The sequence below is a fragment of the Rhodovulum kholense genome (genome assembly GCF_003053725.1).
In the GTDB taxonomy this organism is placed as follows: domain Bacteria; phylum Pseudomonadota; class Alphaproteobacteria; order Rhodobacterales; family Rhodobacteraceae; genus Rhodovulum; species Rhodovulum kholense.
On sequence record NZ_QAYC01000007.1, the window covers coordinates 1 to 14,653 of the forward strand.

9 protein-coding genes, 1 pseudogene and 1 other annotated feature are annotated in these 14,653 nt (G+C 69.7%); of the genes and pseudogenes, 1 reads left to right on the forward strand and 9 read right to left on the reverse strand.

The features are described from left to right. The 7 genes and pseudogenes from C8N38_RS21640 to C8N38_RS10495 all read right to left on the reverse strand — a co-directional run. A pseudogene (locus tag C8N38_RS21640) lies at positions 1 to 197 on the reverse strand (IS3 family transposase); the annotation flags it as partial. Next, positions 123 to 239, reverse strand: a sequence feature (AL1L pseudoknot). Its footprint overlaps the pseudogene before it by 75 nt. Further along, positions 194 to 550, reverse strand: coding sequence for a hypothetical protein (locus tag C8N38_RS10470; protein ID WP_108027075.1), 357 nt, complete (start codon positions 548 to 550; stop codon positions 194 to 196). (Overlaps the previous feature by 46 nt.) The gene C8N38_RS10470 and the pseudogene C8N38_RS21640, both read right to left, overlap by 4 nt. A 417-nt stretch (positions 551 to 967) precedes the next feature. Next, complete coding sequence (locus C8N38_RS10475) at positions 968 to 2,086, reverse strand: ABC transporter permease (RefSeq protein ID WP_108027077.1); 1,119 nt, start codon at positions 2,084 to 2,086, stop codon at positions 968 to 970. Between the two features lie 4 nt (positions 2,087 to 2,090). Next, complete coding sequence (gene rbbA, locus C8N38_RS10480) at positions 2,091 to 4,832, reverse strand: ribosome-associated ATPase/putative transporter RbbA (RefSeq protein ID WP_108027079.1); 2,742 nt, start codon at positions 4,830 to 4,832, stop codon at positions 2,091 to 2,093. 3 nt (positions 4,833 to 4,835) lie between these two features. Continuing rightward, entirely contained in the window at positions 4,836 to 5,888 is a 1,053-nt protein-coding gene (locus C8N38_RS10485; RefSeq protein WP_108027081.1) for an HlyD family secretion protein, read from the reverse strand. 156 nt (positions 5,889 to 6,044) lie between these two features. Further along, on the reverse strand, positions 6,045 to 7,682 hold the full coding sequence (locus C8N38_RS10490) for an MFS transporter (protein ID WP_108027314.1): 1,638 nt from the start codon (positions 7,680 to 7,682) through the stop codon (positions 6,045 to 6,047). A gap of 138 nt (positions 7,683 to 7,820) precedes the next feature. Beyond that, positions 7,821 to 9,683, reverse strand: coding sequence for a c-type cytochrome (locus tag C8N38_RS10495; RefSeq protein ID WP_108027083.1), 1,863 nt, complete (start codon positions 9,681 to 9,683; stop codon positions 7,821 to 7,823). A 208-nt stretch (positions 9,684 to 9,891) separates the two neighbouring features. Between C8N38_RS10495 and C8N38_RS10500 the strand changes: the two genes are divergently transcribed. Beyond that, on the forward strand, positions 9,892 to 11,559 hold the full coding sequence (locus tag C8N38_RS10500) for an FAD/NAD(P)-binding protein (protein WP_158272337.1): 1,668 nt from the start codon (positions 9,892 to 9,894) through the stop codon (positions 11,557 to 11,559). Here C8N38_RS10500 and betA read toward each other — a convergent pair. Then, complete coding sequence (betA, locus tag C8N38_RS10505; RefSeq protein ID WP_108027086.1) at positions 11,528 to 13,183, reverse strand: choline dehydrogenase; 1,656 nt, start codon at positions 13,181 to 13,183, stop codon at positions 11,528 to 11,530. The genes C8N38_RS10500 and betA overlap by 32 nt on opposite strands. After that, the gene (gene betB, locus C8N38_RS10510; protein ID WP_108027088.1) at positions 13,183 to 14,640 is read right to left on the reverse strand and encodes a betaine-aldehyde dehydrogenase; all 1,458 of its coding nucleotides are present in this window, start codon (positions 14,638 to 14,640) and stop codon (positions 13,183 to 13,185) included. The genes betA and betB overlap by 1 nt, the downstream gene beginning before the upstream one ends. Positions 14,641 to 14,653: the final 13 nt, after the last annotated feature.

Consider the following 14,653-nt stretch of genomic DNA (forward strand, 5'->3'; position numbering starts at 1 on the left):
TGCCGGCCCCGGCTGTCATCGAAGGCCGTCCTGATGGCGGCCATGTCCAGCCGATCCTGCCTGGCGCGATCCGATGCCAAGTCCGGATCACGCTCCACGGCCTTGAAGGCGTAATACGTCGAAGGTGCGATCCCCAGACCCCGGCAGATCGGCCCGACGCCAAAGACGCCACGTTGGCCTTCGAGAAATGCGATCACTTGCGAAACGGGCGATCGAGCTCCGCCGCCGCGAAATATGCGCTTGCCCTCTTCAGGATCTCATTGGCTTGGCGCAGATGACGAACCTCCTGCTCCAGCTCCTTGAGCCGATCCTTCTCGGCACTCGTCGGGCCAACTCGCTGCCCGGCATCGCGCTCGGCCTGCTGAGACCTGACACGAAGGCTGTCGGGCGAACAGCCAAGCTTGGGCGCGATTGCACGGTATGCCGCGCTGTCACTGGCATAATCAGCGCGGTTCTCCCGAAACAGCCGAACGCCACGCTCGCGTAGCTCAGCCGCATAGGCGGGGTGAATCGTCTCGTCGTCATAGGGCTCATCCTTTGAGTGCTTCACTCTCCGCTAAACCCGGGGCGGTTCAGTCCGGATCTTGCCCCCAGACTTCGCGTTCCGCCATAATCGCCTCCGATCGCAGTTCGGATGCAGACTGGCAGACGAGAAGCGATCAAGTTGAGAGGGCAATCAGGGGGGCAGATGCAACGCTTGCGACCGGGCGCCACCGCGTCCTTCGAAGACCGGAGCCGGGGGCGGCCGGAAATGTGGCAAGCTTGAGGGACGGCATTTGCCGCACGGCGCAGACGACAAGCTCGACGATCCTGGGATTGGGATCGCGGGCGATCCGCGCCGCAGTTCGGATCTCAGAGCCCGCCGCGGGATCGGGCAATGGCTTTCCCTGCCCGTCGACGGGCCGGGCAGGCCGGGACGAACGAACCGGGCGCCGGATTTCACCCGGCTCGCGGACAGGGACCGGTTTCAGCCCGCCAGAACCTTGCGGAACCGGACCAGCACCACGGCCAGTGCCACCGCCGCCATCGCCGCCATCCGCAAAAGCTCGCCCGCGACCAGCGCAAGGCCCGCATCGCGGTAAAGGACCGATTGCGCGAAGGCCACGAAATGCGGCGCCGGGCTGACGATGCCGACGGCAACCTGCATCCAGTCCGGCATCGATTCCATCGGCGTCATGCCGCCCGACAACAGCAGCATGACGATGATGACCGGAATGACCAGCAACCCGAACTGGCCCATGTTGCGCGTGAAAGTGGCCAGCAACAGCCCGATACTGCCCACCGAAATCACATAGACCGCAGCGCCCAGCGCATAGAGCCCCAGCGAGTCCGTCACCGGCACCCCAAGCCCCCAATGGATCACCGCCACAAGGCTGGAAATCGAGGCCAGCAGGATGACCAGACCGGTGGCCAGGATCTTCGACAGCACGATTTCGTGCGGGCGGACCGGCATCACCAGCACATGCTCGATGGTGCCCTGCTCGCGCTCGCGGATCATCGCGGCTCCCGAGAGGATCAGGGTCAGGATCGTCACGTTGTTCATCAGTTGCATGACCGAGGTGAACCAGGTTGCGGTCAGGTTCGGGTTGAAGCGGTTGCGGAACACCACATCGACCGGGTCCGAGGCGCCGCCGCCGGGATCGGCATAGCGCTGCAGTTCGTCCGCCAGAAGCCGCTGCAGGAAGGCCGCACCGTTGCCCGCCTGGGCCATGGCGGTGGCATCGACCAGCACCATCAGCGCGGGCGCCTGCCCCGCACGCAGATCGCGCTCGAACCCGGGCGGGATCGACAGCACCAGCACATAGCGGCCCTCTTCCTGGGCGCGCGCCGCCTCGGCGGGGCTCAGCACCTCGGGTTCGGCGAAAAGCGGCGGCCGGATCGCGTCGGTCAGCCGGTGCGACAGCGGGCTGCGATCCTCGTCGACCACGGCCACCGCCAGATCGCGGATCTCGGTCGAGGCCGCGTTCGACACCAGCCAGGTCGCCGCGGTGAAGACATAGATGATCAGGACCACCATGACCCGGTCGCGACGGATCGCGCTCAGTTCTTTCAGGGTCAGGCGCAGGGTGTTCAGAAGGCTCCGCATGAGATCAGGCCTCCTGCTTGCGCAATCCGAGGATCGCGAGCCCCAGATAGGCCAGACAGAACGCCGCCAGCACCGCCGCCGCGGGCGCGACCTCGGCCCAACCGAAGCCCTTGAGGAAGGTCCCCGAGGTCACCTGTTGATACCAGGCCGAGGGAAAGCCCTGCCCCACGGCGCGCCCCGCCGGATCGAGCGAGGAAACCGGCAGGATCAGGCCCGAGAAATTGACCGTCGGGATGATCGCCAGCACCGAGGTGGCAAAGACCGCCGCCACCTGGCTTCGGGTGAAGGATGAAATCAACTGGCCGAAGCCCGTGGTGGCGAAGACATAGAGGAAGGACACCGCCGCCAGCGCCCCGAGACTGCCCGTGAAGGGAACCCCGAAGACGCCGCGCCCGACCGCGAACAGCATCCAGAAACTGACCCAGGCGATGGCCAGGTAGGGCAGCTGCTTGCCCAGCAGGAATTCGGCCCGCGAGACCGGGGTCGCGCGAAAATTGGCAATGGTGCCGGTCTCCTTCTCGCGCACCACGCTGATCGCCGACATGATCGACGGGATCAGCATCAGGATCACCATCATCATCGAGGGCACCATGGCATGGGCGCTCTTGAAGGACTGGTTGAAGAGAAAGCGGGTCTCGATGTTGACGCCGGCTTGCCCCGCACCCGACGCGGCGGCGTAATCCGACAGCACGCCCAGCGCATAGCTGCGCGCGGTCTCGGCCCGGAACGGCATCGCCCCGTCGATCCAGACCGAAATCTCGGGCCGGTCGCCCCGGGTGAGGTCGCGGCCGAAGCCGTCGGGAATTTCGAGCGCCACCGCCAGATCGCCCCTCCCCATCCGGGCGCGCAGATCCGCGATGCCGGTCAGCGGCGGGGTTTCCGCGAATTGCCGGATCGCGGTGAACTGTTCGGCCAGCGCGCGGCTTTCGGGGGTGCGGTCCTGATCGTGGACGGCAAAGCTCAGCCGGTCGACATCGAAGGAGATGCCGTAGCCCATGGTCAGCAGCAGGATCACCGGCCCCGCGAGGGCAAAGAAGACCCGGATCGGATCGCGCGTCAGCTCCAGCATCTCGCGCCAGCATTGGGCCCAGAGCCGGGTCAGCCCGGCCAGCCGCGGCGCGGTCCCGGACGCCCCCGCCACGGGCAGGGCTGCGGGCGCGGCGGCCGGGGCCGGGTCGGGCGGCAGCTCGGCCTCGAGGCACGAGATGAAGGCCGCCTCGAGGCTGTCGGCGCCGTGCCGGGCCACGATCTCGGCCGGCGCCCCTACCTCCAGCACCCGGCCCGCATGCATCAGCGAAATCCGGTCGCAGCGTTCGGCCTCGTTCATGAAATGGGTCGAGACGAAGATCGTCACGCCCTTGTCGCGCGACAGTGACAGAAGCGTGTGCCAGAACCCGTCGCGGGCCACCGGATCGACCCCCGAGGTCGGCTCGTCGAGGATCAGCACCTGCGGGTCATGCAGCACCGCCACGGCCAGCTGCAGCCGCTGGCGCTGGCCCAGGGGCAGGTCCCAGGGCATGCGGTCGGCCAGCGGCGTCAGTTCGAAATCGTCCAGCACCTCGTCGACCCGCGCCTGACGGCGGTCGCGCGGCAGATGGTAAAGGTCGGCATGCAGCGCGAGGTTCTGCCGGACCGTCAGCTCGGAATACAGCGAAAAGCCCTGGGACATGTAGCCGATGCGCATCCGGCTTTCGATATCCGAGGCGCGCAGCGGCTGGCCGAAAAGTTCGGCCTCGCCCTCGCTCGGGTCGAGAAGCCCGGTCAGCATCTTCATCGTTGTGGACTTGCCGCAGCCGTTCGAGCCGAGAAAGCCGAAGATCTCGCCCTCGGGGATGGTGAAGCTGACGTCGTCGACCGCCGTGAAATCGCCGAAGCGCCGGGTCAGGTGGCTGGCCTTGATGGCGGTCCGGCCCCGGCCTGCGTCCAGCGGCCGGATGTCCAGCGGCGGGGCGGCCGGACGGTCGGGCAGCAGCCGCACGAAGGCGTCTTCAAGCGTCGCGGCCCCGGCCCGGGCCTTCAGTTCGGCCGGGCTGCCCGAGGAGATCACCCGGCCAGCATCCATCGCCGCGAGCCAGTCGAACCGGTCGGCCTCTTCCATATAGGCGGTCGCGACCAGCACGCTCATGCCAGGGGTGCCCTCGCGCACCCGGTCGATCAGGTCCCAGAACTGGCGTCGCGACAGCGGATCGACGCCGGTCGTGGGCTCGTCGAGGATCAGCAATTCGGGGTCGTGGATCAGCGCCGAACAGAGGCTCAGCTTTTGCTTCATCCCGCCCGACAACTTGCCCGCCGGACGGTCGGGAAAGGGCGCAAGCCCGGTCGCCTCCAGCAGCATGTCGATCCGGCGGGCGCGGTCGGCCGCACCCTGCCCGAAGAGACGGCCGAAGAAATCGAGGTTCTCGCGGACCGACAGCGTGGGGTAGAGGTTCCGCCCCAGCCCCTGCGGCATGTAGGCCAGCCGGGGCGCGATCTCGCGCCGGGCGGCGGGGTCGGCCATGTCCCGGCCAAGGGTCGAAACCCGCCCCTCCTGCAGGCGCCGGACCCCGGCGATCAGCCCCAGAAGCGTCGACTTGCCGACCCCGTCGGGGCCGATCAGCCCGGCCATGCAGCCCGGGGGCACGGTCAGCTCGATGCCATCGAGCGCCGCCTTGCCGCCATAGCGGTGGGTCAGCCCGGCGATCTCGGCGGCCGCCCGGGGGGGGCCGGGCGGGTTCGGGCCGGGCGGGTTCGGGGAAACCGGCGCCATGGCCTAGTCCGGCACGTTGACCTGAAGGTTTTCGGGCCAGGGCCGGTCCGGATCCGTGCGCACGAATCCCTGCCCGCGGACGCCGGTCTTGACCTTGTCCTCGAACTTCACCAGCAGATCGCGCGGGATGGTCAGCTTGACCCGGAACACCAGATCCTCGCGCTCGGACAGGGTTTCGACGCTTTTCGGCGTGAACTGGCTTTCGGGCGAGATGAAGGTGACCCGCGCCGGCACGATGTAATCGGGGATCGGGTCGAGGATCAGCCGCGCCTCGTCATTGGCCGAAACGAGCCCGACGACCGGCGCGGGCAGGTAGATGTTCATGTAGACATCGGTCAGGTCCAGCAGGGTGACGACCGGCGTGCCCGCGGCCACCACCTCGCCCGGCTCGTGCAGGCGATACAGCACCCGGCCGCGGATCGGGGTCAGGATGGTCAGGTCGTCCAGCGCGATCTGCAGCCGTTCGACCTCGGCATTGCTCGAGGCGATCAGTGCCTCGGCATCGCTGACCTGCGCCCGGGCCGAGGCCAGCGTCGCCTCGGCAGAGGTCAGGGCGTTGCGCGCATCGTCGAAGCTGCTGTCGCTGGCATGGCCGTCCTCATGCAGCCGCGCCACCCGGTCGCGATTGGTCCGCGCGACATCGAGCGCGCTTTGCGCCTGCATGACGGCGGCCTTTGCCACTTCCCTTGCGGCCTCTGCGCGCAGCACCGCCGCCTTCGCCCCCAAAAGCTGGGCCTGGGCGTCGCGGTCGTCGATCCGGGCGATCACCTGTCCCGCCTCGACGGTGCTGCCCTCCTCGACCAGAACCTCGGCGATCCGGCCCGCATATTTGGTCGCGACCTCGACGCTTTGCGCCTCGATCCGGCCATTCGAACTGGCGATCCCCTGGGTGTCGTCGCCGCCGAAAAGCCCCTGCCAGAAGGCCGCGAACCCGCCATCGGCCAGGGCCGGTCGGGCGCCGGGCGGCAGCGCGAGGCTCAGCCCCGCCGCCAGCAGGACAGCGCCCGCCCGGGCGGGACGTCTCGGAATTCGGGGGAAGATCGGTCGGTCGGTCATGGGATCACCTTCGCGCGGCCGCCGCTGGCCCGGACGGGTGGGCGCAAGTGGCCCACAGGCACGGGCGGCACCGGCCGCATGTCGCCTTTCGGGGTGGTGTCGCATGGCGGGTGGCCGGGGGCAAGGGATCACCTTGCGGCCGGTCGCGGCCCGCCCTCAGACCATGTCGTCGGGCTTCAGCGGCAGGTCGTCCCTCCGCGGCACGGTCTGCCGCTCGATCATCCGGCGGACCCGCGGCTTGCCCGCCCCCCGATGCAGCGCCAGCAGACGGTCGGAGACCTCGGCATCGGCCATGGTGCGGCGTTCGTGATGGCGCAGGTATTCGGCCCAGGTCGCGACGTGATAGCTTTCGGCCCAGACCGTCGGGCGTTCGAGATCCCTCAGCAGCACCCATTGCCGGGCTCCGTCGCGAATGCGGATCCGGCGCCGTTCGGTCATCGCGGCCAGAAACGCGGTCACGTCCTCGGGCGCGATATCGTATTCGACGGTGATGACGATCGGCCCCGAGCGGGCGCGCAGATCGACGCCCAGCCGGGGCTCGACAAAGCGGCCCAGCGGCGCCAGATCGTCCGTGCCGAAATTCGGCAGCGGCAGGCGCAGCCCGACCAGCGCGCCCAGAACCAGCACCGCCGCAGCCGCCCAAAGCGCCTCGGCCAGCCCCGCCCGGCCTGCCACATGCCCCCAGAGGAAACTGCCCGTCGCCATGCCGCCGAAGGTGCAAGTCTGGTAAAGCGACAGCGCCCGTCCGACCACCCAGCGCGGGGTCGAAAGCTGCACCGACACGTTGAACAGCGACAGCGACAGCACCCAGGAGGCGCCCGCAGGCAGCAGCAACAGACCCGAGATCCAGAGATCGCGCGACAGAGACAGCCCCACCAGCGCCGCCCCGAAGCCCAGAAAGCCCGCGCGGACGATGGTTTCATTGGCAAAGCGGTCGCGCAGCCGCGCCCCCGAGACCGCGCCGCCGATGGCGCCCGCGCCGAAACAGCCCAGCAGCAGGCCATAGGCGAAGGCGCCCCCGCCCAGCATGTCGCGCGCGACGATGGGCAAAAGCGCAAGCAGCCCGACCGCGGCCACCCCGAACAGGAAGCCGCGAAAGAGCACACGCAAGAGCACCGGCGACATCGAGACATAGCGCAGCCCCGCCGCCACCGCCGGTCCCAGCGCCTCGCGCGGCAGCCGCCGCTCGGGCAGGGCCGGACGCCAGAGATAAAGCGACAGCGAAAGCGGCAGGTAGCTTGCGGCATTGACCGCGAAGGCCGCCGCCGCCCCGCCTGCGGCGACGATCAGCCCGCCGACGGCCGGGCCCACGCTGCGCATCAGGTTGAACCCCATGCTGTTCAGCGCGACCGCCGCCGGAAGATCCGAGCGCGCCACGATATCGCCGACCGAGGCCTGCCAGGACGGGTTGTAAAGCGCCATCCCGAAGCCGATCAGGAAGGTGAACGCCAAAAGCAGCCAGGGCGTCAGCATGCCGGCGAAGGCCGCCGCCGCCAGGGCCGCCGAGACGACCAGCATGAAGGTCTGCGCGCCCAGCATGATGCGGCGGCGGTTGTAGTTGTCGGCCAGGGCTCCGGCGATCAGCGAGACCAGCATGATCGGCAGGGTGTTCGAGGCCTGGACCATCGCCACCATGACCGGCGAATGGGTCAGCTCGGTCATCATCCAGCCCGCGCCGACCGTCTGCACCAGCCCCCCGAAATTCGACACGTTGGAGGCCAGCCAGAGATTGCGGAAAGTCGCCTTGCGGAACGGCGCGAGCGACGAGGGGCGGACGGGAACTGGGTCGGGCACGGAGCGGCTTTCGGGACGGTCGATGTCAAAGGGATAGGGCGCAGTCGCCAACCGGCAAGGCAGCCCGGTACGGTCTGGCCCCCTGCGGCCGGTCCCTGCCGGTCTGGCGGGGCGTGGCCAGCCCCGACACCGAAGGCGCTACTTTTCCAGCGGCGGGCGCGCCGCGAACCAGTCGGCCAGCGCCGCGCGCTCGCTGTCGGTCAGACGCGCCGCGATGGCGGTCATCGGCGCCAGCACCTCGGGCGCCTTCTCTTCGGCGAAATAGTCCAGACGATCCTGCAGATACCCGGCGCGCTGCCCGTCGAGCCGCGGGATGAGCCCGATCGCCCCGGTCGGCGCCGCGCCGTGACAGCTCAGGCAGGCGGGGACCCCTCGGCCCGGATCGCCATCGCGCGCCAGCGCTCCAGCCTCGGAGAGTTCGAAATCGGGGGGCATACGGCGTTCCGGGTCGGGTCCCGAGAGGCTGGCATGGGCGGTCCCGAAGACTGCGGCCAGCGCCCCGATCTCGGTCTCGGTCAGTTCGTGGGCGGCCTGTTGCATGGTCGTCACCGGCCGCCGCCCGGAATCGAACAGCGCCATCTGATGGGCGATATAGGCGGGCGATTGCAGCGTCAGGTTGGGCGACAGATCCCGGTCGGCGCCCAGCGCAGGCCCGGGATCGTGGCAGGCGGTGCAGCTTTGGGCCAGCGCGATCGCCTTTTCCGTCGCCTGCTCAAGCCCCGGGGCCGCAGCGGCATCGGGCGACAGCGGATCGCCGGCCGGCAGAGCGGCCAGATAGGCCGCGACGGCGCTGCGGTCGGCGGGGCTCAGCGCGCGGGCGATGGCGGGCATCGGGTTCCAGCCGTCGCGGTCCGGCCCCTGCCCCGACGCGAAGCCGTCGAGACGCCGTTTCAGGAAGGCGGCGCCCTGCCCGGCCAGAGGCGGCACGCCCAGCCCCGCCTTTTCAGCACCGGTTCCGTGGCAAAGTCCGCAGGCGGGCAGCGCCTGGGCAAAGTCGCCATGCCGCACAAGCGCCGCCCCGCGTTCGGTATCTGCCTCTATGTCGGCCGAGGGCGGCACGCCAAGGGTCCGGTCGGGAAGCCCCGCGAAATGCTCGGCCAGCGCGTCGATCTGCGGCCCCGACAGGCTGGTGGCCACGGTCGCCATGATCCCGCTTTGACGAGCGCCGCTGGCATAGTCGCGCAACCGCGTGGCGATGGTGTCGGCATCGAGAATGGCCAGGTTGGGCGCCTGTCCGCCGGTTGGCGCGCCGGTGCCGTCGGTCCCGTGGCAGGCCACGCAATAACGCAAGGGCGTATCGCCAAGACCGATCGGGCGCCAGCCGGTCGAGGGCGCGGAATAGAGATAGTCCTCGAGCGGGTCGGCGCGGGCATGCAGCTTGAGTTCCATCGCCGCGCCCCGGCGGTCCCAGGCCATCGCGGGCAGCGCGGCCTCTGCGGCCCCCCGCGACGCCTCGGTGGCGTCGCGATAGGCGTCGGGCGTCATGTCGGGCAACTGGCGCAGAAAGGCGACCACTGCCCAGATCTCGCCGAAATTGCCATCGGCGGGCCAGCTTGGCATCGCGGTAAAGCGGACCCCGTCGCGCAGGATGACGTAAAGCTCTGTCTCGGAAAATTCGCCCACCACGGCGGGCAGGCTTTGCGGGCGGGGCCGCATCGACAGCGCGACCGGGCTTTGCCCCAGCCCCGGGCCGCCATGGCAGGAGGAACAGACCTGGTCGTAGTGCTGCGCGCCCAGCGCGATCAGCCCGGGATCGTCCAGATCGGGCACCTCCAGGCCCGCCTCGGTCAGCTGGCGGGCGCTTCGTTCGACCGAGGCGCGAAAGGTTTCGTGCAGCACGGCGGCGGTGGCGGCGGCATGGGGCGGGCGGGCCGAGACCGGCACCAGCCCGGCCTTGAGCGCCGCGGCGGCCCCCAGAACCAGCGCGACAGCGACAGCGCCAAGACCGATCAGAAGGCGGGAGCGGCGCGGGTTTGAGAGGGACAGGCGGGGGCGGGACAAGAGCGGGTCTCCTTTCAGCGAACCCGCCGGAACCCGGCGGGTGGCATCCGCTCAACGCAGGCGCGCCATTCGGGTTCCGAACGCGCTTGCGCGGACCGGATCGGCGGCCCGCCGACTGTCGCGGCACGGCTTTCGGGAACCCGGAAGGGGCCTTCGGGCTTGTCCCGCAATGGACCCTCAGATCGCCCCCACCGCACATCGCCCCGCCATGCCCCACCAAAGCCCGCCGCTTCGCCTTGCCATCATCGGTCTCGGACCGCGCGGTCTGGGGGCGCTGGAAGCGCTTGCCGCCCGGCTGGCCGACACCGGCAGGCCGGTTGCCATCGACATCTTCGAACCCGGCCCCTGGCCCGGGGCCGGGCCGAATTTCGATCCCGCCCAGAGCCCCTTGATGCTTCTGAACATCCCGATCCGGGCCATCGACATCGACCCGCCCGCGCCAGCGCCGCGCCGGATCGCGTCTTTCGCCGCCTGGCTGATGTCGCCGCCCGATGGCGAGCGGTTTCCGGCGCGGGCCGAGCTTGGCGCCTATATGGCGGCACGTTTCCGGGCGCTGACCGCGAGCCTGCCCGAGGGCACCGAGCTGAGCCGCCATGAAACCGCCATCCGCCGGATCGAGGCCAGCGAGGCGGGCTGGCGGCTTGACGGCGCGGGGGCGCGTTTCGGCCCCTATGACGAGGTGCTGCTGGCGCCGGGCCAGCCCGCCACCCGGCCCGACCCGCAACTGGCGCGCTGGCAGGACCATGCCCGGCGCTGCGGTGCCGAGCTTTTGCCCGCCTATCCCGCCGACCGCCTGCTGGAGGCGGCCGAGGGCTGGGCCGGCAAGGCGGTGGCGATCCGCGGGCTTGGGCTGTCGACGCTGGATGCGGTGCGGCTTCTGACGCTGGGTCTCGGCGGCCGGTTCGAGGACGATCGTTACATTGCCTCGGGGCGCGAACCCGCGCGCCTCCTGCCCTTTTCGCTGAACGGCTTGCCGCCCTGGCCGAAACCGGCGAGCGAAGCCATCGACGCGCGCCTGGCCCCCCTGCCCGCCGAGACCCGCGCCTTTGAGGCGGCCTTGAGCCGGGCCCTGACCCAGCCGCCCGAGGCCGCGCTGGTCACCCTTTGCACCCCGCTCGCGCGGGCCGCCCGGCGGATGCTGGCGGCCACCGGCGCAGGGCCCGGTGGCGTCGAAGAGTGGCTGAGCGCAGAACGCGAGGCACCGGCCGCGCAGGAGGACCCGAACCCGACCGCCCCCCTGCGGGACGGGCTGGCCATGGCGCGGGGCGTCCGCCCGCCCTCGCCAGGCTATGCCATCGGGCAGATCTGGCGGCACTGGCAGAATGCGCTGCGCCGGGGCGTGAACCCGGGCTCGGCCGCTCCGGGAACGGCCGAGGCGCTGATCGGCTTCGACGAGGGGCTGAAACGCTATTCCTACGGCCCCCCCGCCGCCGCCGCCGAAGAGCTGTCGATCCTGATCGAGACCGGGATCGTCGATCTGCGCATTGTGGACGACCCCGACATCCTGCTGACCGACAACGGCTGGCAACTGGTCGAGGGCGACGAGGGCGCCCGGGCCGAGGTTATGGTCGACGCGGTGCTGCCCTCGCCCGCCCTTCAGGGCATCGAGGCGCCGGTCATCGCCGCACTGAGGGACGAAGGCCGGATCGTGCCGGTGGCCAAGGGTCAGGGGGCGCGCATCCGCCCCGACGGCCAGCTGATCGGGGCCGACGGGCGGGTGCAGCCGGGGCTGGCGCTGCTGGGCCGGGCCGCGCTGGGCAGCGTGATCGCGGTCGACTCGATCCACGACTGTTTCGGCGCCTCGGCCGACCGCTGGGCCGAGGGCGTGTTGACCCGTGCAGCGCTTAGCGCTGCGCCTGCCGCCAGTCCGGGTTGATCCAGGGGCCGCGCGTGTCGGCGGGCAGGCGGCGGCCGAGGATGTGATCGGCTGCCTTCTCGCCCACCATGATCGAGGGCGCGTTGAGATTGCCGTTCGGGATGCGCGGAAAGACCGAGCTGTCGGCAAGCCTGAGCCCCTCGACCCCGATCACCCTCAGATCGGGATCGACCACCGCCATCGGATCGTCCGCAGCCCCCATCCGGGCGGTGCCGCAGGGATGATAGGCGCTTTCCACATGCTCGCGGATGAACCCGTTCAGTTCGTCGTCGGATTGAACCGCGGCGCCGGGCTGGATCTCGTGGCTGACGAAGGGAGCGAAGGCCTCTTGCGCGAAGATCTCGCGCGTGAGCCGGATGCAGGTCCGGAAATCCGCCCAGTCCTTCTCGTGGCTCATGTAGTTGAACAGGATCTTCGGCGGCTCGTTCGGATTGGCCGAGCCCAGCGTGACCGCGCCGCGCGACGGGCTGCGCATCGGGCCGACATGGGCCTGAAAGCCATGCCCCTCGGCCGCCGCCTGCCCGTCATAGCGCACCGCGATGGGCAGGAAATGATACTGGATGTCGGGATAGTCGACGCCTGCACCCGACCGGAGGAAGGCTGCGCTTTCGAACTGGTTCGAGGCGCCGGGGCCGTCCCTCGTCAAGAGCCATTGCAGCCCCACCCGGGCCTTGCCCAGAAGGTTCCAGTACTTGAAGAGGCTGATCGGCTGGCTCGCCGCCATCTGCAGGTAGAGTTCCAGATGGTCCTGCAGGTTCTGACCCACGCCCGGACGGTCGGCCACGACGCCGATGCCATGGTCCGCCAGATGCGCGGCGGGGCCGATCCCGGACAGCATCAGAAGCTTCGGCGAGTTGATCGAGGACGCCGCCAGGATCACCTCGGCCCCGGCGCGGACGACTTCCGTAAAGCCGTCGCGGTCGATCTCGACGCCCGTGGCGCGGCCGTTCTCGATGACGACGCGGCGGGCAAACCCCCGGATCAGATCGCAATTGCGCCGCTTCAGCGCGGGCCGCAGATAGGCGCGCGCGGCGGACCAGCGCTCGCCCTTCCAGACGGTCATGTCATAGGGGCCGAAGCCCTCCTGCTGATGGCCGTTATAGTCCCTGGTCACGGGATAGCCCGCCTGACGCCCGGCCTCGACAAAGGCCTGCACCAGAGGGTTGTCGCGCCGCCCGCGGGTGACGTGCAGCGGCCCGCCCTGCCCGCGCCAGGCCGGATCGCCGCCATGCCCGCCCGGATGCCAGTCCTCCATCCGCCGGAAATAGGGCAGCACGTCCGCATAGCCCCAGCCCTCCGCCCCCTGATCGCGCCAGTGGTCGTAGTCGCGGGCATGGCCACGCACATAGACCATGCCGTTGATCGAGGAGGACCCGCCGATCACCTTGCCGCGCGGGGTCGCAAGACGCCGCCCGCCCAGATGCGGCTCCGGTTCCGTCCGGAAGCCCCAGTCATAGCGGGGCATGTTCATCGGATAGCTGAGCGCGCCCGGCATCCGGATCAGCGGCCCGGCATCGGAGCCGCCATGTTCGATCACCAGAACCGACTTGCCGGCCTCGGCCAGACGGTAGGCGATGGCGCAACCGGCGCTGCCCGCGCCGACAATGACGTAATCGGCCTGCATCAGTAGGGGGCCTCCACGTCGCCCATGCGCACATAGACGGATTTGAGCTGGCTGTAATGCTCGATCGCGGCCTTGGCGTTCTCGCGGCCGACGCCCGACATCCTGACGCCGCCGAAGGGCATCTCGACCGGCGCGTCATTGTAGGAATTGATGAAGCAGGTGCCCGCCTTCAGCGCGCCGATCACCCGGTGCGCCCGCGAGATGTCGCGGGTAAAGACCCCGGCGGACAGCCCGAATTCGGTGGCATTGGCGCGCGCGACGGCCTCGTCCTCGTCCTCGAAATCGAAGACCGCCATCACCGGGCCGAAGATCTCTTCGCGGGCGATGGTCATGTCGTCGGTGACATCGGCAAAGACCGTGGGTTCGAGGAAGAAGCCCTCGCGATCCGCGCGCCTGCCCCCGGTGACAAGCCGCGCCCCCTCCTCGACGCCCTTCGCGATATAGCCCTCGACGATCTCAATCTGGCGCGCGCTGACCATCGGGCCGAAATTGGTGGCCTCGTCCAGCGGGTCGCCCATCACGACGCCTTTCAGACGGTCGGTCAGGCGGGCGAGGAAGGCCTGCTTGACGCTTTTCTGAATGAAAACGCGGGTGCCGTTCGAACAGATCTGGCCCGAGGAGTAGAAATTCGCGAGGATGGCGCCGCTGACGGCGTTGTCGAGATCGGCATCCTCGAAGATCAGCAGGGGCGACTTGCCGCCCAGTTCCATCGTGACGTGTTTCATGTCGGCGGCGGCGGCGGCATAGACCTTGCGCCCCGTGGGCACCGATCCCGTCAACGACACCTTGGCCACGCGCGGATCGGAAATCAGCGCCTGTCCGGCCTCGCCCGCGCCCTGCACGACGTTGAAAAGCCCGGCGGGCGCACCGGCCTCGGTCAGGATCTCGGCCAATTTCAGCGCGCAAAGCGGCGTTACTTCGGAGGGCTTGAAGACCATCGCATTGCCGCAGGCGAGCGCGGGCGCCGCCTTCCAGGCCGCGATCTGGGTCGGGTAGTTCCAGGCGCCGATGCCGACGCAGACGCCCAGCGGCTCGCGCATCGTATAGGCCCAGTCGCCGCCCAGGGGGATATGCTCGCCCGTCAGACTGCCCGCGAGCCCGCCGAAATATTCCAGCGCGTCGGCGGCAGAGGCGGCATCGGCCACCAGCGTTTCCTGCAAGGGTTTGCCGGTGTCGAAGGTTTCCAGAACCGACATCTCGCGGTTCCGCTCGCGCAGGATCTGCGCCGCGCGGATCAGCACCCGGCCCCGCTCGCGCCCCGGAAGGCGGGCCCAATCGGACTGGGCGCGCGCGGCGGCGGCCAGCGCCTTGTCGATCACGGCGGGGGTCGCCGCGTGGACGGTCGCGATCCGCACGCCGGTCGCGGCATAGATCACCGGGATCGGTGTGCCGTCGGTATCTTCGAGATAGGCGCCGTCCACATAGTGGCTGGCGACGGGTTGGGTGTCTTGGGTCATTGTCATTCTCCGG